The 23,336-nt window shown below is 53.2% G+C and carries 14 protein-coding genes and 2 pseudogenes; 7 read left to right on the top strand and 9 right to left on the bottom strand.

Going from position 1 to position 23,336, the window contains the following annotated elements; all coding sequences use genetic code 11:
* The first annotated feature begins 346 nt into the window (after positions 1 to 346).
* Positions 347 to 1,779 (top strand): annotated as a pseudogene (locus K3T83_RS58750) (IS701 family transposase).
* Positions 1,780 to 2,084: 305 nt separating this feature from the next.
* Here the strand turns inward: K3T83_RS58750 and K3T83_RS52680 are convergent.
* Positions 2,085 to 2,522: a RidA family protein gene (locus tag K3T83_RS52680; protein WP_220211046.1), complete on the bottom strand. Its 438-nt coding sequence runs from the start codon at positions 2,520 to 2,522 to the stop codon at positions 2,085 to 2,087.
* 199 nt (positions 2,523 to 2,721) lie between these two features.
* On the opposite strand from K3T83_RS52680, the gene K3T83_RS52675 reads away from it, so the two are divergent.
* Positions 2,722 to 2,874, top strand: a complete 153-nt coding sequence (locus K3T83_RS52675; protein WP_220211045.1) for a hypothetical protein — start codon at positions 2,722 to 2,724, stop codon at positions 2,872 to 2,874.
* A 5-nt stretch (positions 2,875 to 2,879) separates the two neighbouring features.
* On the opposite strand, the gene K3T83_RS52670 is transcribed toward K3T83_RS52675, so the two are convergent.
* Positions 2,880 to 5,585, bottom strand: a complete 2,706-nt coding sequence (locus K3T83_RS52670) for a CDGSH iron-sulfur domain-containing protein (RefSeq protein WP_220211044.1) — start codon at positions 5,583 to 5,585, stop codon at positions 2,880 to 2,882.
* Positions 5,586 to 7,273: 1,688 nt separating this feature from the next.
* Between K3T83_RS52670 and fxsT the strand changes: the two genes are divergently transcribed.
* The gene (gene fxsT, locus K3T83_RS52665; protein ID WP_220211043.1) at positions 7,274 to 9,805 is read left to right on the top strand and encodes an FxSxx-COOH system tetratricopeptide repeat protein; all 2,532 of its coding nucleotides are present in this window, start codon (positions 7,274 to 7,276) and stop codon (positions 9,803 to 9,805) included.
* 20 nt (positions 9,806 to 9,825) lie between these two features.
* Here the strand turns inward: fxsT and K3T83_RS52660 are convergent.
* Positions 9,826 to 10,070: pseudogene (locus K3T83_RS52660) on the bottom strand (DDE-type integrase/transposase/recombinase); the annotation flags it as partial.
* A gap of 552 nt (positions 10,071 to 10,622) precedes the next feature.
* The gene (locus K3T83_RS52655) at positions 10,623 to 11,351 is read right to left on the bottom strand and encodes a peroxiredoxin-like family protein (RefSeq protein WP_220211042.1); all 729 of its coding nucleotides are present in this window, start codon (positions 11,349 to 11,351) and stop codon (positions 10,623 to 10,625) included.
* A gap of 460 nt (positions 11,352 to 11,811) precedes the next feature.
* Here K3T83_RS52655 and K3T83_RS52650 point away from each other — a divergent pair, with 460 nt between their 5' ends.
* On the top strand, positions 11,812 to 12,774 hold the full coding sequence (locus K3T83_RS52650) for an RNA polymerase sigma-70 factor (RefSeq protein WP_220211041.1): 963 nt from the start codon (positions 11,812 to 11,814) through the stop codon (positions 12,772 to 12,774).
* Between the two features lie 501 nt (positions 12,775 to 13,275).
* On the opposite strand, the gene K3T83_RS52645 is transcribed toward K3T83_RS52650, so the two are convergent.
* The 4 genes from K3T83_RS52645 to cutA all read right to left on the bottom strand — a co-directional run bounded on the left by K3T83_RS52645 (position 13,276) and on the right by cutA (position 18,369).
* Positions 13,276 to 13,470: a hypothetical protein gene (locus K3T83_RS52645; protein WP_220211040.1), complete on the bottom strand. Its 195-nt coding sequence runs from the start codon at positions 13,468 to 13,470 to the stop codon at positions 13,276 to 13,278.
* A 652-nt stretch (positions 13,471 to 14,122) separates the two neighbouring features.
* Positions 14,123 to 15,061, bottom strand: coding sequence for an aminoglycoside phosphotransferase family protein (locus tag K3T83_RS52640; RefSeq protein ID WP_220211039.1), 939 nt, complete (start codon positions 15,059 to 15,061; stop codon positions 14,123 to 14,125).
* 555 nt (positions 15,062 to 15,616) lie between these two features.
* Positions 15,617 to 16,843, bottom strand: coding sequence for an MFS transporter (locus K3T83_RS52635; protein WP_220211038.1), 1,227 nt, complete (start codon positions 16,841 to 16,843; stop codon positions 15,617 to 15,619).
* 1,184 nt (positions 16,844 to 18,027) lie between these two features.
* Positions 18,028 to 18,369, bottom strand: a complete 342-nt coding sequence (gene cutA / locus K3T83_RS52630) for a divalent-cation tolerance protein CutA (protein ID WP_220211037.1) — start codon at positions 18,367 to 18,369, stop codon at positions 18,028 to 18,030.
* Between the two features lie 357 nt (positions 18,370 to 18,726).
* On the opposite strand from cutA, the gene K3T83_RS52625 reads away from it, so the two are divergent.
* The 3 genes from K3T83_RS52625 to K3T83_RS52615 all read left to right on the top strand — a co-directional run bounded on the left by K3T83_RS52625 (position 18,727) and on the right by K3T83_RS52615 (position 21,442).
* Positions 18,727 to 19,032: a Chromate resistance protein ChrB gene (locus tag K3T83_RS52625; RefSeq protein ID WP_220211036.1), complete on the top strand. Its 306-nt coding sequence runs from the start codon at positions 18,727 to 18,729 to the stop codon at positions 19,030 to 19,032.
* Positions 19,026 to 19,694 carry a sodium:calcium antiporter gene (locus K3T83_RS52620; RefSeq protein ID WP_220211035.1) on the top strand — a complete coding sequence of 223 codons (669 nt, stop codon included), beginning with the start codon at positions 19,026 to 19,028 and terminating at the stop codon, positions 19,692 to 19,694. The genes K3T83_RS52625 and K3T83_RS52620 overlap by 7 nt, the downstream gene beginning before the upstream one ends.
* A 320-nt stretch (positions 19,695 to 20,014) precedes the next feature.
* On the top strand, positions 20,015 to 21,442 hold the full coding sequence (locus K3T83_RS52615; protein ID WP_220211034.1) for an IS110 family RNA-guided transposase: 1,428 nt from the start codon (positions 20,015 to 20,017) through the stop codon (positions 21,440 to 21,442).
* A 309-nt stretch (positions 21,443 to 21,751) separates the two neighbouring features.
* Here the strand turns inward: K3T83_RS52615 and pdxR are convergent, their stop codons facing one another.
* A complete protein-coding gene (gene pdxR / locus K3T83_RS52610) occupies positions 21,752 to 23,263 on the bottom strand; it encodes a MocR-like pyridoxine biosynthesis transcription factor PdxR (protein WP_220211033.1) in 1,512 nt (503 codons plus the stop codon).
* Positions 23,264 to 23,336: the final 73 nt, after the last annotated feature.

Here is a 23,336-nt window from a genome sequence, read left to right as displayed (position 1 = left end):
CCTGTCCATTCGGCTGGAAGGTGGCCCGGCCGACTACCGCAGGTAGCGCAGAGGTGTCGAGGGGTTCAGCCATCGGCTGCCCTCCATTCTTCGACGTATCCCACAGATTGGAATGTTGCTCACTCATTGGTGTTTCCTTCTTTTCTTTCCCGACTGCATTCGGGAGGACTGTGTTGGATTGCTGTGACCATTCTAGAGCAGACAGAGGAACAAAGACCAGCCCATTTCCTGGACATTTCCCAGACAGTTTGCCTCTAGCTCAATCGTTGTGTACACCGCTGTAGCGGTAGTTTGTTGACTTGGGAAAGGGAGTGATAAACTGAAAGAAAAGAACGGAGGGAAACCGATGACCAAACGCAGGGAAGTCGCCAAAGCCCCAGCGCCCTTAGAGGAGTATTGTGAGCACTTTGACCCTCTATTTAACAGAAGCAATCAACGCGAAAGTTTCCGGCAATATCTCGAAGGGCTGCTGCTACCCAGCGAGCGGAACAAAACGCTGACAGGGCTCGTCAACACGGAACCGGTAGTGGGAGCCCAACTCCCACGTGCACAAAAGCTGCAATGGTTTCTTTCCGAGTCAGAATGGGATGAGCAAGCCGTACAGGCTCAGCGACTTAGGCTCTTGCGCGAGGAGAAGACAACTGCCCCCAATGGGCAGGGAGTGCTGGTCATTGATGAGACGGGAGATCGCAAGGCAGGTCGACATCCCGGCTCATGTTGGGCGGCAATATCTGGGTAGCGTAGGCAATATCGATGATGGAGTCGTATCAGTGACCAGCCTGTGGGCAGATGCGCAGGTCTATTATCCTCTGGAAGTTGAACCATACACCCCGGAGAAGTACTTTCCCAAAGGGAAGAATGATCCCGCCTTTCGCACGAAACTCAAAATGGCTTGGCAACTGGTCCAAAGAGCGGTTGAGCAAGGATGGCCTTTCCGTGCCGTCGTGGCAGATAATTTCTACGGAGAGGATCGCGGTTTGAAGCAGAAACTGCAAAAGCTGGGTGTGCCGTATGTAATGGCGCTGGGTCCGTCGCATGCCTGGTATCATCCCGAAGACGTGGCGGGTACCCTGCAAGACGTGGCACGCGAGGCGGGGTGGCAGGGTGCAAAGCAGCCAGGCCAATGGGTACGCGTCACCAGAAGATTCCGTGATGGCAGCATGCAGGACTGGTGGGCCTTGGAGATCGTCGCAGGACCTTATGGACCAGACAAGATGCAACGGGCCGTCGTCGCCACCACTGATCCAGAGACCTTGCCCGATTTGACCACCTGGTATCTCGTGACGAATCTGCCTGCTCCTATCGAGCAACGGGTTCTGCCACTGCCGTTTCCTCCAGCCAGCCTGGAAGAAGTGATCCGGCTCTATGGGTTGCGAAAATCGGGTGGAACAGAGCTACAAACAGGTCAAACATGCTCTGGGCTGGTCGAAGTCACAAGTCAGGAGTGACAAAGCCATGCGACGGCATTGGCAGTTGGTCTGTTGCGCTTTCTCCTTCTGTTGGTATCACGCCAGCCGCCCGCTGACACTAATGAAGCAAACGGCTCTGGAGCTGTTTGCGCTGGAAGAGATTTCCCCACGAGAGGTTCCTGCTGATGGTGCAAGAACCGGGGAAAAAAATCAGCGAGGAAAGAGCAGCGCGACCACAGGTGTCCTGGCCGGTAGCACTGCGAACCGTACGTGGCTGGCTGGAGCCTTGGATCATGCTGCGGCGCTACTGGAACGGATGGTCGCAACAGCCCCCACCTCCTGCTCTGCAACTTCTGCTCCAATGCCTTGAGCGGGGGCAGGCCATTGCTCTGTACAGTTCAGCTTGATCCTGAGTCAACAAACTACCGGTAACGCTACTTTGTTGACACAGGACTTCACCTCGCTCGATGCCTTAAAGCAGGTCCAGGCTGAGCGTTGCCGCTGGCGGCAAGCTCATCCAGAGGCCATTCGCGAGCTAGCCTCTTTTCATTGGTAGCTTGTTTCTTTCAACACGACCTAAGCAGATTTGATAGCACTCGTTGGCTAAGAAGTGAGATCTTCAACAAGCTCGTTGCACATTCCGTGGGTCCGTCAACCCCAAGAAATCGCGCTTCTCTAGGCAAGTGGAACGACCGCGATCGCTTCCATTTCCAGGAGAAAGTCCAGGTTCGCCAGCCCTGAGACATACAACATGGTAATGGCTGGCGGGTTGGGATGATTCCCCCAGAATTGCTGAAACACTGCTAATCCTTCGTGCACCGATTGCCCCTGAGTCAGGTAAATATTCCATTTAATGATATACTCTGGCCCGGCTCCAGCGGCAGCTAACGCCTCGCGTAGATTAGCGAGAACCTGTTGAACCTGGGCCTTGATATCTCCTTTACCGACGATGTTTCCTTGCGCATCAACTGCATTCTGCCCACCCACATAGACGGTTTTCACCGGTCCGCTGACGCTAATCACCTGCGTAAATGCTGGATTTTTGTGCAAAGGCTCGGGATTGAAATACTCGATGAGTCCACGTGCTGGGATTGCTTCTGTATGTTCGGCCATTTCTTTTTCCTTTTCATATGAAGTATATTGGATGCTTATGCCTCTTGCTCGCTTTCTCATTGTAGTATGTCACCCAAAGAGGGCCGGATTGTTCCTCCTTTGATAGGTTCTGACAAAAACCAGGGGATAAAAAACAAGCGAGAGACGTTCTAGTGAAGAAAAATGAAATCCCATTCAATCACAGAGGGAGATCTCTCACATGGGAGTCCCACATACCACTCACGATTGGGTAGCCTTCCACATGTATGGGCCGGAATATGGAAAGCAGCTACTTATCACTCTTCAGATTAGCAAAAGACAGGCATTACCAACGCTTTCTCCCCTCTCTGTTGTGAGTATCATTTCCTCTTAAGACTCTTACTCCTGCATGCCTGTCTCCATCCAGCGTTGGAAGACCTCCACTTGCTCGTGGGACCAGGCTCCATCGCATGGCATCGACCCATTTTGTACCCGTTGGAGGATACCAGCGGCATGCCTGGTCACGTCTGAGTAGGACCACAAGTCAAAAGCCCATTTCATAGACTGCCTATCCATTGGACGGAAGAGTGGCTTGATGTGTTGAGCAAAGTGGACCACTTCATTCGCCGAGGGCAATGCAACGGGCTGTTCCTCCTCCTCTACTGGGGCAAGCGCTGAGATCCGTGATCCCGGAGGTCCTGCGGTGCCCCAATTCCAATGAGGCATCGGCATTTGCAGTGGTGGGTGAGCGTTCGTCGCCGAGTTTTCCACCGCCAGGCGTGATCCCCACTCAATGTAGGACATAAAGGCGGAGCGGAACTCAGGATCGTTAGGCACCCCCGCCTCATCGGCAGCCTGGCACAACAAGCTCACCCACCGCTCTCTCTGCTCTTCGGTGATCTGTTTGCCTACGTGCTGCGAGAGCATGCGGGAATAGCCGCCGTATGGCTCACTATAGCTCTTCGGTCCGCCAAACACCTCGCCAAGCCAGGCTGCCACCCGCTCTGGGTGATCCGGGGACATTTCGACAAAGAGAGGACGCAGCAAAGGCTCCTGGGGGATATATTTGTCATAGAAGAGATGGGTCATGCGCACAAGCGCAGGCAAACCGCCTACCCAGGAGAACAGCGTCGGTTCTTGCTCCTCATCCACCTGCGGATCATGGAAATTGACAGACCAGTGCATCCCACTGCAGAAGGGTTTGTTCTGGGAGTGACCACAGCGACACAGACTATAGTGCTCCCAGGAGACCCCGGTATTGCGCAGTTCCTCATTGCCTCGCCAATCTTTGAGGGCAATCCTCCCAGTCACCCGATACGGCCCATCCTTAGAGACTTCGATGCTGGGTGGGCGTGCTTGATCCACGCCATCGCGGATTTCGATCCCTCCCAGGGCATAACTCAGTGCCCCCGAGGGACAGGCCCGCACCGCTCGGATAACTTCGTCCATCCTGGCTCCATTGGGGGTGGCAAATGGCTCCTCACCTACATGGAACACGGTGTTCAGCCGGTCGGTACAGAAGCCAGAGTGAGCACAGATCCCTCGATTGTCCAGCACAGTGATGGCGGTTCCAACGTAGGTATCACGCTGGTCTGGGACGCGCTTGGGATCTTTGTGGGCGGTGAAGCCAATCCGGGCATGAGTGCCATCACAAAATGGCTTGGTGGCTGAGCCTCCACAACGACAGAGCGCCATCTGGGGCCGCGTCGGGAGTCGCTCTCCCAACCAGTTGAGCAGGGTTTGGGCGTTGGTCACTAAATAGGGACCATTGAGCGAGGACTGGATGCTCCCCTCCAATCCTGCCTGCACTTGCGAGAGTTCGGCGATCCTGGCCTCTACCCCGTGTGGGCCGTCTGCTGGTGCAAACTGACAGGTCAGATCTTGAAGCGCGGCTGTCGCCTCCTGGATTTCCGTTGGGAGACCAGGAGTCACCCGCAATGTGGTTGCCGTCAGAGCCAGTTGCCACAATCGTTCATCAAGGAAGGCCCATACAGCCGTTCGATGGGCCAACTCAGGTATATCTCCCTCATCGCCAAAGGGGGCACCAGCACACCTACCAGGCAGGGAAGTACTATCGACTGGCATCTGTGTGAGGGCATCACCAAGCGGGCGGATGACAGTGGTCATCAGGTGGAATGAGGCCCGCGCAAGATGCTCCAGGTCGATATCCGTCTCCTCTGTATGGGTAAAGAGGTGACGTACCATGAGTAACAACGTGTCATAGGCATCATTGAAGAGATTGGCGACCGCAACCGTGAGTGTCTCAACGATGGGTGTACCGCTGGCCGTTCCCCCGTGGAGGTGCGCAGGATTGGTCACCACCGGTCGCACAGGCTCAAACGGCTGCTTTGACCGCCTAGCATCTTCGAGGGCGGAAAGGTACTCCTGACGGATCGTGCTGAAAAGACTGGCTTCCGCCTCGCCGGATCCTCCCTTGCTCATCTCGGTGATCGTGGCCAGCGCCTCGTTGGCTGACTTGAGATCAACCACGTCCACGAGCTGATTGCCCAGATCGGGCAGGCGTGGGTCGGCCTGAGCCTCTTTGGGACCGATGAAGAGTTCTTCTGCTGAGAGATCACTGAAACCTGCCGTGAGCCTGTCATACAGGTCGCGGATGGTGAGTGAGGCGAACGGGAGATTGTGGTATTCATGGCTATCATGCACAGAAAGCTGAGGTCTCGTGAGAGGAGCGCTCAGGTGTTCATAGGTCACGAGATGATCAAGGAGCTGCTGTGAGAACGGTTCCAAGGCGAGCCTGCTTTCAGAAGAAGGAACCGATGCTGGCTTGAGCAAGGCTGGACGAGCTATGGCTGACATAGCATCAATCGCAACAAGCAGGAGAGAGAGTTGCGCCAGATGACGTATCCTCTTTCCTGCAGCCTGAGTGAGGCGTCGTCGCCAGCCACGAACCATCTCCGCCTGTGCGTCAGTTAATCCTCCCTCGCTTGCATCATTCTTCAGCGAGGAGGCTGCAAACAGGCAAACACAGGCCAGGCTATGTTCGAGATCCGATGCATACGTAAGGAGGAAGATCAGTTCCTCTCTGCTGCTTGTTAGATTGCTAGATGAACGGTCAAATTGGGAGTCCGGTGTCATCTCAAACATATTTGATTTCCCTCAGAAACTGGATTGCGATGAAGAGAATTCTTTCATTCTCGTAATAACTTTTAGCAGAAACATTCTCGTTATGTGAGCCATAAGCCTCTCTCGTTGTCTCTTGCCTCCACTATGAGAAATCTTCTTCATCTCGTCATCCTTGACAGCCCTGGTCAGGAACACGTTCCATAACAGCCAGCATCTATCATCAGCAGCCCTAGTGCTGTGAAAATGGTATCAAGAGGGTCAAAGGAAAGCAATGTAAAAAATGCATGGAAAGCATTGAGAGTCGCTGATACGATATCCCCACCCAGCAAGAGAAGCAGCTCATCATCGGGCCGTGAAACGCCATGACGCGCCCAACCAACTCACGTAGAGTCACACGCAACATCAGGGAGGTATCGTCACAAAGATGCTGGAAGTAAACCAGCCGAGCAGGAGCACACAGAACATCCCTAGAAGCAGGCTCTGCTTCCAGAGAGAAGATTGCTGGCTGCACACCGGCCTGTGTCATACAGCCTCTTTTGAGTAGAAAAACAGGACGAAGAGGCGTGCGGCGCTCTTCGTCACAGTTGCCTTCGCCTCTCAGATGGACCGAAGAGATATGTACTGATCTAACGCATCGATGCGACTATTATACCGGCATGTTCTCTGCGCCTTAGTACTCGATACCACTGTCCAAAGACGGTCTGCCACCCCGGTTATCTAGGCTGCTTTGTGCAATGAAAGTAACACGAGTACCATTGGGCTTCACCTCTGGAGTAGCAAAAACCCCCAGTGCTAATAGACAGATGAGAACGCTTGTACATGCCAGGACGACGACAAGAGTTTTCACAGAGTTCAACATGATTTCTCCTTTTCAACAACTAAGCATGAACCGAACCTCAAGGAGAGAAGATAAGCTCTTCCTGTCATTAGTTCATGTGTTCGTCTCTACCTCTGGTCAAAAGCAGGCTGTGAGCGCAGGCACACCTTTTCCTCTCTTGATCTCTTGGAGAATCCTTCTTCCCCAGGGTCCGTCTGAGAGAGGAATCGTTCTTGTTGGCACGGCTACGAACGCGAAACCCTGAGGAAAGAAGGCTTCCCTCCTCGCGACATACCGGACGTGACCAGAAAGTATCCTACGAAAATGATACCTGGAGAAGCCGGCTTTGCCCAGGACTATTCCTGGACTTTTGCTGGACTTTTGTTTCTGTCTCCTTCCTTATAGAATAGAGAAGGTTCTTGATAGAATAGAAAGGGTTCTTGCTAAAAACAGAAATATAGCAAAGTAAATGCTATTTGGCGTGATAAGTGGTGGTATAGCTAAAAAGGAGAAAGAGGCGAGAAGAGCTTGAATTTCACATAAGAGCGCTGCTTCTCCTAAAGCGAGTACGGTCACGGAGATGTTCCTCTCACTGCAATTCCGTTTTTTGTTGGACCTGCTGTCATGACGACAGTTCCCACCTTCCTTTCTTTCAAAAGAGGAACAAGGCATGAACAGTGCAGGTTTTCAGGTACACCTGCTTCTGCTAGAATACCTTCTTGTCTCCTTGGATTGTGATCTTTCTCATATTCCAGGAAAGCAAGTGTGATATACTCTTGCAGGGTATCTGTTTCTCTACTCTCTCAGTCTTCACTTCAGTTTACGTGGAAATAATGAATCACCAAGAATGGTTTCGCTCTACCAAGCACATAAGGAAAGGGACAAAGAGGTTATGAGTTTTGGAGCACGGTTGCGGGAGGCACGGCTGCGTCGTCACCTGACCCAGGAGGCCCTTGCGGAAGCTCTGGGTCTCGCATCGAAAACGATTAGTCGCTGGGAGCAAGATCTGGCAATCCCTCGCTCCTTTGCTCGACAGCAACTTGCTCGTTTCTTCGATCTGTCTCCAGAGGAGTTGTTTGAGGATCTTGGGCTAGACGTGCCTCTTGCTCGGCTCTGGACGGTTCCGTTTCCCCGTCATCCCTTCTTTACTGGTCGCGAAGAGATCTTATGCACCTTAGCGACCAGACTCACCATCGAACAGACGATCGCGCAGACTCAGGCATCTGCACTCTGGGGACTGGGAGGGATTGGGAAGACGCAGGTGGCAGTAGAGTATGCCTACCGCTCTGCCTCGCAGTATCGCGCCGTCTTCTGGCTAGAGGCAGAGACCCAGGAGAGCCTGATGAGGAGCCTGTGCCACATCGCGGAGCAGTTGCAACTTCCCGAACGAGAGGCGGCAGAGCAAGCCCAGATGGTAGGAGCGGTGAAGCGATGGCTTGCCGCCCATCCAGGGTGGTTGCTCATCGCTGATAATGTGGAAGAGCTTGATCTCCTCCAGATGGTCTTACCTCCCATGCGGGAGGGAGCACTCCTGATCACCACTCGTCGTCAGGCGCTCGGTCCCCTGGCCGAGCCACTGGAGGTGCCTCCTCTGAGCGAGGAGGAAAGCGTTACCCTGTTGCTTCGTCGCAGCAGGCAGTTTGAAGCGTCCACCCCAGGCACGGCTCATCCAGAGAAAACGGGATTTCCTTCTGCTGTAGCAGCAGCAACCGAACTGGCGAAGTTGCTGGAGGGATTGCCTCTAGCGCTCGATCAAGCAGGAGCTTACCTGGAAGAAACGGGATGTAGTCTGGTCGAATACCTCTCGCTCTATCAGAGCCACCAACGTAAGCACGTCTTAGCTCATCGAGGTCTCCATGGGGGGGCTCACCCCGATTCCGTGAGTACAACCCTTTCGCTCTCCGTTCAACGGATCGCCAAGACGCACCCGGCGGCAGAGGATCTCTTGCACCTGTGTGCTTTCTTGCACCCAGAGGCGATTGCCGAGGAAATGCTGGTCGCAGGGGCATCTCATCTGGGGCCGAGGCTGGGTGCGGTCGTGGCTGATCCGTACCAGCTTCATCTCGTCCTGGCTGCCTTGCGCAGTGCCTCGCTGGTGACCCGTTCCCCGGCAACACACACCCTCGCCGTGCATCGACTGGTGCAAGCCGTGCTCGCCGACCAGATGGAGCCAGCCTCGGTCTGCCTGTGGAGCCAGCGGGTCATTCGCATGGTCAATGCTGCCTTTCCTAATGGGCAGTCAGGGAACTGGGGCTATGAACCGTTTGGGGTCTGGATCCAATGTGAGCGCTTACTGGCACAGGTCCTGGCCTGCCTCCCGCTGATTGAGTCGGCTGGGAGCAATCTGCCTGAGTCCGGTGAGATCCTCTTCAAGGCTGGGGGGTATCTGCTGGCACGTGGGCGCTACCGCGAGGCAGAACCACTGGTGGAGCAGGCAGTGACGCTGGCAGAGCGACAACAGGGGCTCGACCCAACCGTCCTGATTGCACGGTTGCAGCAACGAGCACAATTGTTGTGGAGACAAGGCAAATATACAGACGCCGAGGCACTTTTAGAGCGAGTCCTCCTGTTGAGGGAACAGCAGTTGGGACCCACCTACCTCAAGACCGCTGACACCCTCAACTATCTGGGCCTTGTATACTATACCCTGGGAAAGTATGAAGCTGCCGAACCCCTTTACCGACAAGCATTAGACATTTGCGAACAACAGTTGGGATCAACCCACCTCAGGACCGCTGATACGCTCATTAACCTGGGCCTTTTATACTATACCCTGGGTAAGTATGAGGCTGCCGAATCCTTGTGGATACAAGTGTTGCGCATTCAAGAACAGCAGTTGGGACCTGAGCACCCGATTCTTGCTATCATCCTCAACAATTTCGCGACGATGTATCGGGATCAAGGCAAATATGAGCAGGCTGAGCCGTTGTTTCAACGAGCCATAGACATCCGCGAACAGCAATTGGGACCTGAGAATCCACAAACCGCCTACACGCAGAGCAATCTTGCGACGATGTATCGGGATCAAGGCAAATATGAGCAGGCTGAGCACTTATACCAACGGGTATTACGCATGCAAGAGCTGCAACTAGGAGGTGAACATCCACATATTGCTGAAACCCTCGAGGGTTTGGCAATCCTGTATCAGAGGCAAAAAAAATTTGGAGAGGCTGAGCGCTTGTTTCTGCAAGCCTTACGCATGCGCGAACGCCTTCTGGGTCCAACGCATCTCGAAGTGGCCCAAACGCTGAGTGGGCTGGCAAATGGGTATCGCGATCAGGGGCAATACGAACAAGCAGAGCCACTGTATCAACGGGCACTGGCGATCATTGAGCAGCAGTTGGGGACGACACACCCGAATACGATAAAGATCCGCGATGACTGGTTGTGTTGCAAGAAATCTGGAAGAATGTTCTGGCAGTGAAGCCTCACCTCTTGTTCCGTTTAGACCGCCACTCCAAACAGACTGGAGATCTGAAGACTCTTTGACTTCTGCTATCTCCTTTAGCCACCCCACCGATTTGCCCTTTTCTCATACAGTTCATAATCTCATATCCATGTAATGTTCTCCAGGCCGTTACAAATGAAAAGAAGCCCATTCCTGGCTTGACGAGCCGTTTGATAAAACGATGATCTTGTTCAACCAGATTATTGAGATACTTCACTTGTCTCAATTCACAGCTTTCCGGTGTCAGCGCCGGTGAAAATACGAGCCGGTTTAAGGGTGTTTTCCTTCAATGGCTGAGTGAGTTTAGCAGACTTCTCAAGTGGTATCAAGGCCGCTGCGCTTTCCCTTGACACCACTTGAGAAGCCCGCTCAGGAAATTTTTATGCCATTGAAGCAAAAAAAATAGTCATTTCTTTTTTGTCTTAAAAAGGTGTCATTTCATCTCTAAACCGGCTCGTATTTTCACCGGCTCAGTATACTCTCGGCGCTAACATTGTCCTCTCTTTGAACGAAGCTCTCGGGGGTCTTGTCATTCCCCTCTTTCCAGTCTTATCTGACTACTCCCTGAGCAGCTTTCCCTCGGCTTTCAGGATATCTTCCCTTTCCCTCTCATAAGTGCAACTGTAGTGACTCGTTGACTTTCAGCATGCTTATCGGGCCAGAAAAACTTCTTTGATCTTACGCACTTGCCTCTGTAGGATGCACGTTGCAAAATGGAGTGCAGAGGACTCCCTGCACTCCATTTTTTGTGATACCTCCGTTTTGAGAGAGCATGAACGCATGCAGATGTGTGCTATTCCGTTTCACCTTTCAGTTCTTTCAACCGTGCGAGCACAATTGATGGCTCAAGGCGGTGGGTGATATCTGCATCGACGTAAGCCAGGCGGATTGTGCGGGACTGATCAATCAGGAAGGTTCCTGGAATGGGCACTTCCCACGAATCGTCGCCATTGTACTCTGGGAGATTTGCGCCACCTAGTTTAGCGCGTCGCTCACGTGTTTGTTCATCCATCTGATGGACGAGGCCAAACTGACGTGCCACCAGGTTGCCGCCATCTGAGAGGACCGGGAAGGTCAGTTGCTCTTTTTCCGCCATCGTGAGGCTACGGTCTGGCAACATGGGTGAAAGGGCAACGAGTGTTGCCCCCAGAGCCTGGAACTCTGGTAACAATTTCTGGTAGGCACGCAATTCCAGATTACAGAAGGGACACCATCCACCACGATAGAAGACCAGCACAACCGGCCCCTGCCCAAGCAGATGTGAGAGGGTGACGCGCTGGTTCAGAGCATTGGGAAGCGTAAAATCAGGCACTAGATCATTTTCCTTCAGGGCTTTTTCCACCATACCGGAATTTACCAGGGCTTCAAGGGCTTTCTGCGACTCCTTTGCTGCATCCTCTGGCATATACTTGTAGGCCTGATCCTTTAATATATCTAGTTGTTCTTGGAGAGGAAGGTCGCTTGGAGGAGATATCGAGAGAACGGTATCTGCGATTTGTTCTTTGGGTGACTGAATAGTCATGTTCTTTTTCCTCTTTCTCTATTCAAACGCACGTCTGGTCATCTAGACTGTACGAGAAGCGGGAACGAGCTCCTTTATCCATATGCTCTGGGAGATGCTTTATGTCCTACTCTTTCTTTCCTTATAGATGGTGCTTTTTAGCATCTCTCACATAAGATCGAGACTTACATTCACAAGCCTCGATGTTGAGTGGAACGTGATAGAACGCTACTGGATCGAGCAGCAGATGTTCCAAAGCGACGGTCATCAGTCGCTTTCGTGTCTCTACGCTTCCAGAAAGGGGACAAGTGAGCCCCTCAAAACGTGACAACTGCGTGACGAAAAGTTTTCGTCTCTTGAAAATGCCCGATGGTCGTTGCTTCGGCACCCGTTCTCAAGAAGAACACAGCGCAGCCCAATACTCGGGACTCAAGCTCGCAGAGAAAGGCCCAAACATTGCTGAAAACGCTCACATCGGATTATGATAAAGAGAGAATTAACTTTTGAAGGAGCCATTTCACACAATCCAATGGAGAACATTCACACCTATCAACCCCTTCTCTTTTCCATCGCTTACCGCCTGACTGGATACGCCAGTCAGGCCGAAGATATTGTTCAGGACGCGTATCTACGGTATCAACAGGCGGATCACGCCGTTATTCACTCGCCAAAGTCCTATCTCACCACAGTTGTCACCAATCTCAGCCTGAACTATCTGAAATCCGCCCAGCGAGAGCGGGAAGAATATATTGGGATCTGGCTCCCTGAGCCCGTTCTTACTGCTCTCCCCGAAGGTGACTCTCCCGAAGAGCAGTATGAGCAGCAAGAATCCCTTTCGATCGCCTTTCTCGTGCTCCTGGAGCGTCTTTCGCCACCCGAACGCGCAGTGTTCCTCCTGCATGAGGTGTTTGACTACTCGTTGGTGGAGATTGCCGAGATCATCGAGAAAACCCCGGAGCATTGTCGCCAGCTCTTTCATAGCGCGAAAAACCATCTCGCAGAGAAACGCCAGCGCATCTCGGTCTCGCCCGCCACTCAGCGCCAACTCACCGAGTCCTTTGTGGCGGCCTGTCAATCGGGGGATCTCGCCACCCTGACCAAACTGCTGGCCAGCGATGTCACGGCCTGGGCCGATGGTGGTGGCAAGGTTCGTGCGAGCCTCTTTCCTATTTCTGGTCAGGAACGGGTGGCCAAGCGCTTTATGGTCGGCTTGATACACCGAGTGCCTGCGGATAACGTACTCTTTCTCGACGAAATCAATGGAGCACCCGCCATTCTTTGCTCACGTTCTGGTCATCTCAACTGGGTTCTGACGCTCGATATCCGCGACCATGTCATCGTTGGGCTGTATACCCTGGTGAATCCCGACAAGCTGGCTTTTCTCCAACGCCAGTTGGAGAGTCGTCCGGAGCCGTTCCATTCATCTTCACAGATCCTTTCATAGGAGAGAGATGAGTCTGGCTCAATTGGGCTTCCCTCTGGTGAACGAGGAGCGCCTTTTTCTGCCCGAATGCAGCCCCAATTTACAAAATAGCGATGAACGAAGCCAGGTGGAGAGCGGTTTTCCATTGTCTCCCTGGCCGATTCCTCTGTTTCACGCTGATTTCCCTGGTTTCACCCGAAAAATCGGCGAACATTCACGCTCTTTACTAAGAGCTTGGTCTTGGTCCACGTTCATGGAGTAGCCTGCCTTTGACGCAGGAAGCCCGAGGCAGGCTGGCTCGAGGTGAACACCGAGACAGGTCTTCACCTCAGAATAAACAGCAGCAAGAGCACAGAGCGCAAAACGATGATCACGAAGCAAGAGGGATGCCCAGGATAGCTCACTCCCGCTGGAAGAGCATGCAAGAGATTGCTGAAGCGCGGCACATTTTGAAAATTTCTAAATGTGCCTGGTTTCGCCTCATCATACACGCCAACGTTTGATCCATCCAGTAATAATGTGTCACCTCTCTTCGACGTTGACGGCCTTTGACGAGAGGCGAGCGACAAGGGCGATGCGACTTCCTACAGCACCGCTGAATGAAACGACGATGCTGGCTGAGGCTCTGGCTCGCAGAGAGACAGCTCTGCTCCGTTTGGCGTGCCATCCTATGCGGCATGCTTCTTGATGGACGCCGATCAGAGCTGTCAAGCTCACGAAAAACAGCAGAAAGATAAGATATGCACATATAATATCTATAAATATATTGAGATGGTGTTTTGAGGAGGAACATGTCTCTCATCTGACTCGGCCCGAAATCGCACATTACGTGGTTTCTGTGACGAAAGAGCTGGCCGACCTGCTAGGCATTTCCCTTATTGAAGGGAGAAGCGAAAGCGAAGACTGAACCCGGAGCGAGGAACGCGTCTCATGCGTTCCTCGCCACGTCTGGTTTGAGTTCTTCCACTGAAAGGCTGCAACATCTCGGAAAGCTCAAGTCGATTCCCCATATGTCAATTGTTCAGTCACGACGCTGATCGTGACCCAATTTGGTGGAGGCTATGAATGCTCCAGACGTGTGAAGTGAGGCGATGCTCTTGCCTCTTCTGGTCTTGTTTGAGCCTGCTCAAGGCTTCCCATACACGCGCTCTTGCTCTGCTCACCCTCTTGCTTCTCCAACTCCACAAAAACGGGTGAATTCCAGTCTGATCCTGGACCTCGATGGTCTCAAGGCGTACCGTTGAAGGAAAGGCAAAAACAGGGGTGAGATCGATGGAATGCCTTCAGATACCTCAAATAATTGGAAATGATGCTATTCTACCACAAAGTCAAGTCAGTAAGCACACCGAATATGTCCCAGAACCATTTTTTAACTTTGACTATTTGTGTCTGCGTATTGAATACTTCCCTCTATCCAGCCGTCAATGTATTCTTCAATCTCCCGCACAGTGTCAGTTTGCGTGAACCCATCGAGGTATGCAGTGAGATAGAAAAAGAAAAAATGATAGCAATAATACGCCAGCCGCTCCAAACGCAGAGTGTAGCTAATGCCGTTCTGACACAGAGCCTTAGAAAAAGCGTCCCTTGCCCAATCTCGGCTGCACATGACCCATGCGTCACGTTCCGGCGGCGCGAGGATGGGGGTGTCCCAATCCACGATGAAGTACCTGTCGCCGTTCACAATCAGATTTCCTCCGGCATCGCCGTGGGTGATGAAGAAGTCCGCTGTGTCACCTCGGCACAGCTCGGCAAAGTATTTCAACCTCTTGGCTCTCTGCTCCAACTTGGCGCGATTTTTCTCAAGCAGTGAGTGAATCTGTATGTTATCCAGCACGTTCCATTGCTCGAAGAACGTATCAGCACTTTTGCCCGAAAAATCTTCACGTCGAATGGGAACGCCACAAGACGGAACTGCATAGACCTTCGCCAGCATTTGATATTCCGGGATTTTTGTCGCGTCTGTTTCTCTGTTTTCACCGTCAATCCAGTCGAAAACGCCGAGTATTGCGCCGTCAAATCGTGTGGACAGGTCGTCGTCTTTTGTCTTTACGATTCGGCTGATGAAGTCAATGCCGTGGTCACATAGGTGCTGGATGAGAGAAAAGCTGCGTTCATAGACGGCTTTATGCGCGGTGGGGTAAACCAGTTTTAGAAAATAGCTGCTAGTCGTAGCGTCCAGCCGCCACGTTTCACCGTAATAGCCGCGTTTTGCGGGAGCTAGTACGGCGGCGCTTATTCCATATTCCTGCCTAATGAACTCAAGCAGACGATGTTGGTATTCCTCGGAACGGGGAATGTTGCTGTACAATTATTTCTCGCTCCTTTGATTGAAACTGGTGCTATTATAGCGCAAAATCAGGCCGAGGAGGCACATCGAATGTGTCGAAAATCCGAATAGAGAGAGAATTGCAGATATATTGAGATGGTGTTTTGAGGAGGAACATGTGTATCATCTGACCCAGCCGGAAGTCGCTAGATACGTGACCCCGACGACGAAGGAACTGGCTCATCTGCTTGGGATCTCCCTGGCTGAGGGGAGAGAGGAGAGCGAAGACTGAACCCGGAGCGAGGAGGGCGTTTTTACACGCATGAAGATCACAGCCAAGAGAGGCATGAGGCGAGAAGAAGACTCCTCCTTGCTCTCTTCTGGCAGGAGAGACCTGTCCATCCACGTATCGAGGCCCTTGCCTCCATTATCGGCAAGAAGCCAACCGACTCTATCAGCCCACGCGCGCCAAGGGCAGCAAAAAAGTCCTCCACCTGGGAGGACCTCTGTTGCTGTGGCTTACTTCTCCCGCTTGAGCAGGAAGAACGCCATTCCTGCCATTGTCAGCGAGATCACCACCCCCATCGCGAACGTCATCTACGGTGTGCTCCAGGGGGCGATGGCTGCCTGCGCAAGAGGCCCGAGCATGACCGCAAGAGAGACGGCTGAGCCACGCATCCCCATGATCTGCCCGCGATTCTCATTGTTGGTTGCTGCCAGGTAGATGCTGCCCATTGCTGGCTCGACCAGGGCACTGCCCAATCCTGCGAGAGCTGCCCCTGCAAGCAAGAGCGGATAGCTCGGGGCGAGCAACGCAGCCACGATCAGGGCACTGAAGAGCAGGCTGCCGATGACGATGAGCGGCCTCTTCGACAGCTTCTCCGAGAGGCGTCCCAGCAGGAAGGGGAAGACCGCCAGAGCCATCCCGTAGACGCTGAACAACATTCCATACTGTGCTGCGCTGTAGTGCAACACCTTCTCGAAGAAGAAAGGGAACTGCGGGAACACGAACGGATAGGTGAAAATCATGCCGAAATCGATGGCCAGGAAGGGAAGCACAAGCCAGATCAGGCTGGAGAAACGCAGTTCTTTCGGCTGTTGCCCCTGACGCTGTCCTTTGCGCTGGCGTGCCTGGTGGCGCACCTGCTCTGGCAGTGTCTCAGGAACCATGAAGATTGCCAGCAGGGAAGCCACGAGCGCGATTCCAGCCGTGAGCAGGAAGGGAGCGGTGAAGCCAAGCGTCTGATACAGATACCCGCCGATGCCAGGGCCGAGGGCAATCCCCACTGCCTGAGCCGTCGTCATCAGACCAATCCAGCGTCCTTGTTTCTCGCTTGGAATGGTATCGCCAATCATCGACATGGCGACCGGTCCAACGCCTGCCAGCAAGGCTCCCTCAACAAAACGAATGGGCACGAACAGCAGTGGCACGTTCACCCACGCCAGTAGCAGATTCGTCAGAATATAGCCTGCCAGCGACACAAACAGGATCGTCTTGCGCCCAACTCGTCCCGACAACGTGCCCATTGGGGTGCTGAAGAGGAACATTCCCAGCCCAAACGCCCCCTCCATCAGAGCCAGTGTTTCCGCTCCAAGTCCCAACGCCTGTAATCGCTGGGGAAACACAGGAATAATCACCGAGAAGCCCGTCATCATCAACGTCACGCAGCCAATCAAGAAACCCAATGCCACCGTTACCGACTGCTCTTTCCTCCCCGCTTTTGCCTTCGCTTTCGCAAAACCTATTCCATCATGAAGAGCAATGGGAAACACGTCCTCTAAAGGTCGGGTCACTTGTTCGTGCTCGAGAGTCGCTGTAGTCATTGCGTCTGATCCTTTCGCAAATAACTTGCAATTTGCAAGTGTCATCTACCTATATATTCTTTCCGACGAGGACAAAACCGGAAACGAAAACGGGACTCACCCAGAACCTCTCCTGGAAGTGCGGAAGAGTCGATTGTGGAGAGTCATAGATCTTGAAGTGGCATACATAAGGAAGTAGAGCGTCGTTCCCTTCGCTCTTTTAGTTTGGTGGGGCAAGTTGCCGTGTGGATTTGATCCGTTTCAAAAGAGCCGGGAGTTGACCGGATTTGACGTTCGGTAAGCGCGCAAGGGAAATGCCACTCACAACGGCACCTGTGAGTAAAGCCACAATGCTGGCCTGGAGCCTAGCTCGCAGAGAGACAGCCCTGCTCTATGTTGTGGGCCACGTGCTCTGCGGGATGGCTCTTCATGGACACCGATCAGTGCCGTCGCGCTCATGAAAAAAACAGCAAGAAGGGCAGAGAGAGATAGGAAACTACAACTCTATTGAGATGGTGTTTTGACGAGGGATATGCGTATCATCTCACTCGTCCCGAAATCGCTCATTACCTGGTTTCTGTGACGAAAGAGCTGGCTGACCTGCTTGGCATTTCCCTCGTGGAAGGGAGAGGTGAGAACGAAGACTGAACCCGGAGCGAGGAGAGCGTGCTCAGCGCTCCCTCGCTTGATCTCCTTTGCTGCCTTCTGTCTGAGTGGGAGTATCATCTTCAGAGTACTCAAACCACTCCAGACCAGAGGTTCAATCGCTCAGTCGCGAAGCCACCCACTGCTACGCAACCGGCGAAACGACAACTGGCGCTGGCACGTTTGAGTTTCAATCGCTCAGTCGCGAAAAGGCTTGCTCCCAGGTTCCAGAGTCCTCATATACCATGCCTTCAGCGCTGTTTCAAGCGCTCACACGCGAATCTCGGTATTGCCACCTTCTCTGCCCTCAAGCTGGTAAAGTAGTGCAGTGTGTGTTTCAATCGCTCAGTCGCGAACCAATCCATTGCTACGCTGGGCAGATAGGCGTTCGGTGCTTTACTGGCGGGTTTCAATCGCTCAGTCGAGGGGTGCAAGTAATTCATAACTGGAATTAGCTATTTTCCCCTACTATTTCTTTTATTCGATATCGCATCCATACGATAGCAAGTAATTCATAGCTCAAGTCAAACTGCTCTTTTAAGATAAAGCTGTTGGTTTTCCTACTCGACAGGACGGCTTGTGTCACTTTGCGTTTCCTGCTCGATCCAATCTAAGTAACTCTGGTTTCCTGTGACAATCGGCACCGCCAAAATTCCTAGATCCTCGGAAGGGTGCAGATCCTTAATTGTTTGTTCTATATCATTATAGAGTTCTCTTCTCGTATTGATGGTACAGACCCAATCGGTAGTATGCTCCGTTTCCCCCTTCCACCGATAGGTACTGATCATCGGACCAGAAATCCATACACTTGCCGCAAGTCGTTTTGCTACGAGGGTATCGGCTATTCTGCGAACGACTTCTTCTGAATTGAGAGCCGTAATGACCTGGATGAACTCTCGCATGATTTGTTGTCCTTCTCCATCTTCTACAAATGAATTAATTGCTGCCCTCTCAATCGCGAAGCCACCCATTGCTACGGTGTGAACATCGATGGTGATGTTATAGACCTGAGCCTTTCAATCGCTCAATCGCGAAGCCACCCATTGCTACCTCTCGCTGCGATCCGGCCAAGAAAGCCAGTGGAGAAGGCATGTTGCGAGAGGCTCGTTTTCAGGAGCAAGTATATCATATTTCTCGGGAAGTGTCAGAACTCAGAACAAGGCTCGGTGATGAAAGGAATCTCTCTCCACTCAAGCCACCAAAAGGCGACAACATGTGCTCATTCTTTGCCCATTTTGGAGGTAGTTTCCCCACTTCGCGTGAGTTTTCTAGGTCGAGTTCTGAGTTCTGACACTTCCCACAAGTTGACCTTTGCCGAACTGGAAGAAAACGAGCAGGATCTGCTCAAACTTACCCGATGGCTGCGCAAGATCCAGTACCGTGACTTTTTTCCAAGTCACGCCAGCACCCTCGCGCAGGAGCACTTGGCACAGTGCCGTCAGGCACTAGCGACGTTCACCGCTGCGGTCTACGAACAGGAAGGGCTTCCTCAACCCTCCACGGAGGAGGCAGCGCAAATCAGGAGAGGCGAGGTCGAGGAAGGAAAGGAACCAGAAACATGGTAGCAGTCCTCATCGCTCTCGGTTTGCTCGTCGTGGGAGCGGGTCTGCTGCTCTTAGGGAGCGACTGGTTTCTGGATGGGGCGAGCGACCTTGCACGCGCGCTTGGCATCAGTGCGCTGGTCTTGGGAGTACTGCTGGCGGGACTGGAACCCGAAGAGATGCTCAGCGCCGTCATTGCCTCGGGACGCGGCGCTCCAGCCTTGGCGGTAGGCAATATTGTGGGCACCAATGTCACCATTGCAACGGTGGCCCTGGGGCTTTCAGCGCTGCTCTGTCCGGTAGTAATCGACCGCAGTGTACGACGACAAGCCGTGATCGCTACCCTCGTTTCAGCTCTTCCTATCGTGTTGCTCTTTCTGGGAATAGTGACCCAACTGGAGGGAGGGATTCTGCTGCTCGTATTTGCTGGCTACACGTTCCTGCTCTTTCGAACGGATCAAGCCACCGTCAAGCGTCTGGCGGAGCAGGCCGCAGATGACGACGATGATGATGAAAGGGTGCGCGGGAGGAGCCCTCGACGGTCTTGGAAACCCGTTCTGTTGACCGTTGGTGGCCTGGCAGCTATGTCCGTGGGAGGTCCAGCTCTGGGAGTGAGCGCGGCCCGCAAGAAACGATCCGAGATCCTGGTGGGAGGGATTCTGGGTTTCTTTGGCCTGTCGGTGTGATTTTAACGAAAAAGTACGACGTACCATATACACACGAGACTTGAAATTTGAACGGATTTTCAAGTATACTTTTCAATGAAAGGGCACGTTGGTGTAGCTAGCCAGCGATCAGGAACCGGAGAACCTTCGTACCATAGTGGAGCTTGACTCTTGCTAGTTAATTAGGGGATGTGTGTGGAATCCTTCATAAGCATTTGAAGACCAGATACAACTTTTCGTGTGTATTTGGGCAAGCCACATCCGCGGGTTCTGGCCCTTTCACCCACCACAACAAGTAAGGGAGAGTCTATTCTGCTCCAGAAACAAGGAGAGCTGGAGAGATGACGAAGAAGAAGCAGGCACCTTCCAAACTTACGCCCCTGCCCATGCTTCCGACCGAGGCCATTTATATTGGGGTGGACATTGGAAAATTTAAGCATGTCGCTGGCTTTGTCTCAAAAACCCTGCTGGAACGTCACAAGCACTTTGAAAATTGCCCTGCTTTCAGCTTTGAGCAGTCGCGAGAGGGTTTCCAAGCCCTGGTTGAGCGCATTCGTGCTTATGGCCCTCTTGAACATTGTTTCCTTCTTCTAGAGCAAACCGGCCACTATCATCGTCCTCTTCAGCAGTATCTCTTAGAATGCGACCTCGCGGTCTCTATCATCCACGTTCAGCGTCGCCAGGCTGGGATCATCAAAACGGACAAACGGGACGCATTAAACTTAGCCAACCAGCTTTACAATCAATTAGAATTAGGAGTTCAGGTTGCGGACACCTTACAGGTTGTGCGACGTGCCGTTCCCCCGACGCCTGCTGCTGCCCAGCTCAAAGGACTCATGCGCCACCGCTATGAGCTGGTGAATGAAGCGACACAGAGAAAGAACAAGCTGACCTCCATCTGCGACGAACTCTTTCCAGAACTCACCCAGGTCTTCAAAAATCCCAATCTGCCCACGGCGCTAGATCTGCGCGAGCAATTCCCAACGCCTGCTGCCATTGTGGCAGCTCCTCTGTCGTCCCTGCGAGGCGTGAGAAAAAAGAACTTTCCCTCAGAAGTCCAACTCGTCCAGTTGCAGCAGTTCGCCGCTTCGAGCATTGGCACCAAAGATCCGGGGCGACTACGTGGATTAACGCTTGAACAAGGTTTGCTCGTCAAAGAATTACGGCTCATTCAGGAGCATCTGGAGCTCCTGGAGGACGAGATTGGTCTGTTGGTAGAGCAAAGCCGCGAGGGGCAGATTCTCACCTCGATCCCACCAATCGGGCCGATCTTCGCTGCGACTATTATCGCGACCATTGGCAATATTGCCAACTTTTCGCGTCCTTCTCAACTCAAATCGTATTTTGGGTGGGCCCCGAAAAGAGAGCAAACGGGAGTCTCTTTTGATCAGACCCGGCTGGACAGGGGAGGCTCGCGCGAAATGAAACGGGCGATGTTCTTGATCGTCTTGACGTCGATCCGAATGAAGGAGACCGAGTGGGCCAAGCTCTATGAGCGCCTGGTCCCTCGGCTCTGTGCGTATGACGAGAGAACGCAGTCCTATCGAGGGAAAGGCAAAGTGATTGGTCATGTGGCTGGGCGCTTGATCTTCCTGATTTATGCCCTATTGAAAAAAGATGAAGAAGTGCTCAGCCATCTTGCCCCTGGAGCCAAACCACCGGCGCCCATGCTGTACGATCCAGATCTCCACCGGCGGCATCGCACCGGCAACTACCAGCCGTTGAAGAGGCAAGCCGCCGGGAATCGCATTGTTCAGATCACCTTGTGAGTTGCCATTACCGTTCTCAGATTTCATAAGCATTAACTAGCGAAATCGTGCTCACTTAGCAGCGATGATGCAACTTTGGTTCGTTGGTGCGAACGCGCCCGTCAAGGCGTTTGTTAAGCCTGAGCATTCAAGGTGCGAACGAAAACGCAGGATATAACAGAAGTTATATGGTACATCCTACTTTTTCGGCGGTTTCGCGCTGATAGGCCATAGGGGTTCTCCTGATGATAAAAGAGAGGGGTCAATCCACGCCAACCTTCTTGCTCATGACTGTCTTCCCTTGGAGCGTGCTAGATGCGGGTCTCTCTTTCACTCTCCCAGCCTGGTGTTCCATGCTCGCACAAGGTGCTGCACACCTTCCTCAATCTCGCGTTCGGACCAGGAGGCATAGCCGAGCAATACGCCGCCAGGACCCGTGGATTCCATGCGATACGCTGAAAGGGGAGAAACGATAATGCCCTGCTTCTCTCCCTTACGCGCCATGTCGCGATCATCGGTGCCTGCTCTTAGCCAGCCGATCAGATGCAATCCAGCGGCTGGCTGTTCAATGGTGAGCACCTCTCCAAGAAAGTGCCTGGCGCAATCCCGCAAGAAGTTTCCTCGTTTCGCGTACAACGCACGCATGCGGCGGATATGGCGAGCGAAATATCCCTCCCTCATGTAGGTGGCGACCGCTGCCTGTTCAAGCGTCGGCAGGAAGATATTCGCTGCGCGCAGAGCTGTGACAAAGGTATCGACCAGCAATGGCGGAACGACCAGATATCCCAGACGTAATGCAGGGAAAAGAACCTTGCTAAAAGTTCCCAGGTACAGCACACGTTCTGCCCCTTCAAGTCCTTGCAATGCCGGAATAGGGCGGCCAATGTAGCGATACTCGCTGTCGTAGTCGTCTTCGATGATCCAGGCCCCAGCAGCTCGTGCCCAGTGCAACAGCTCATAGCGTCGGGCAAGGCTCATCGTGACGCCAAGAGGAAATTGATGTGAGGGAGTCACATAGGCGAGCCGGGCATCCAAACACTTTTCCTTCCCAATCACCACATCTATCCCCTCCTCATCAACGGGAATCGGTACGACAGTGGCTCCTACGTCCTCAAATGCCGCTTTCGCAGGGGGATAGCCGGGATCTTCTATCCAGACGGCATCTTTCATGTCAAGCAGCAGGCGCGCCGCCAGAGACAGTCCCGCCTGCGCACCCGCGACAACAATCACCTGATCCGCAGTGCAGCGCACGCCCCGCGAAAGAGTGAGGTAGGTCGCAATTTCCTCCCGCAACGGGCGATATCCCGCCACATCTGTATAGTCGAGCAGAGCGGGAGAAAGATGATGTGCCACTCGCGCGACTGTCCGTGCCCACTCCTGCGACGGAAAGCTCTCAAGCGCAGGGAGTCCGAGACGGAAAGGGAAGCGGGCATTGCCGGGGCGCATGCCCGGCGGTAATGAGAATGCGGAAAGTTGCCTCCCATACTGCGATAAGCCTGTGTACCGATCCACTGATCCAGGAGACTTCGCTCCCTCTGCGGGCATGCTTGCCGTGCGGAAAAGATGTTCGGAAAGGTGCTTCGTGACGTAGGTGCCTGCTCCCACCTGTCCCTCAATGTACCCCTCGGCAAAGAGATCCTGGTATGCCTCTTCGACCGTCGTGCGCGAGACGCCCAACTCGCGAGCAAAGGCACGGGTTGAAGGTAACCGTGTCCCAGGTGCCAGGTGCCCGGCGCGAATGGCTCGGCCAAGCTGCTCATAGAGTTGGCGGCGAAGAGGCAGGTTGGCGCTCGCATCCAATTGAATGCCGGACAGCGGGATATGTGGCGTTGGCTTTGGCATCAGCAGCCTCCTTGTTCTCAACAGAAATAATGGCTATCTCATTATATGGCATAATGGCTATTTTTAGCATGCC

It is taken from the genome of Reticulibacter mediterranei, assembly GCF_016587455.1.
Note: the sequence above shows the minus strand (reverse complement) of the source record. Positions and strands in the feature narration are given on the sequence as shown.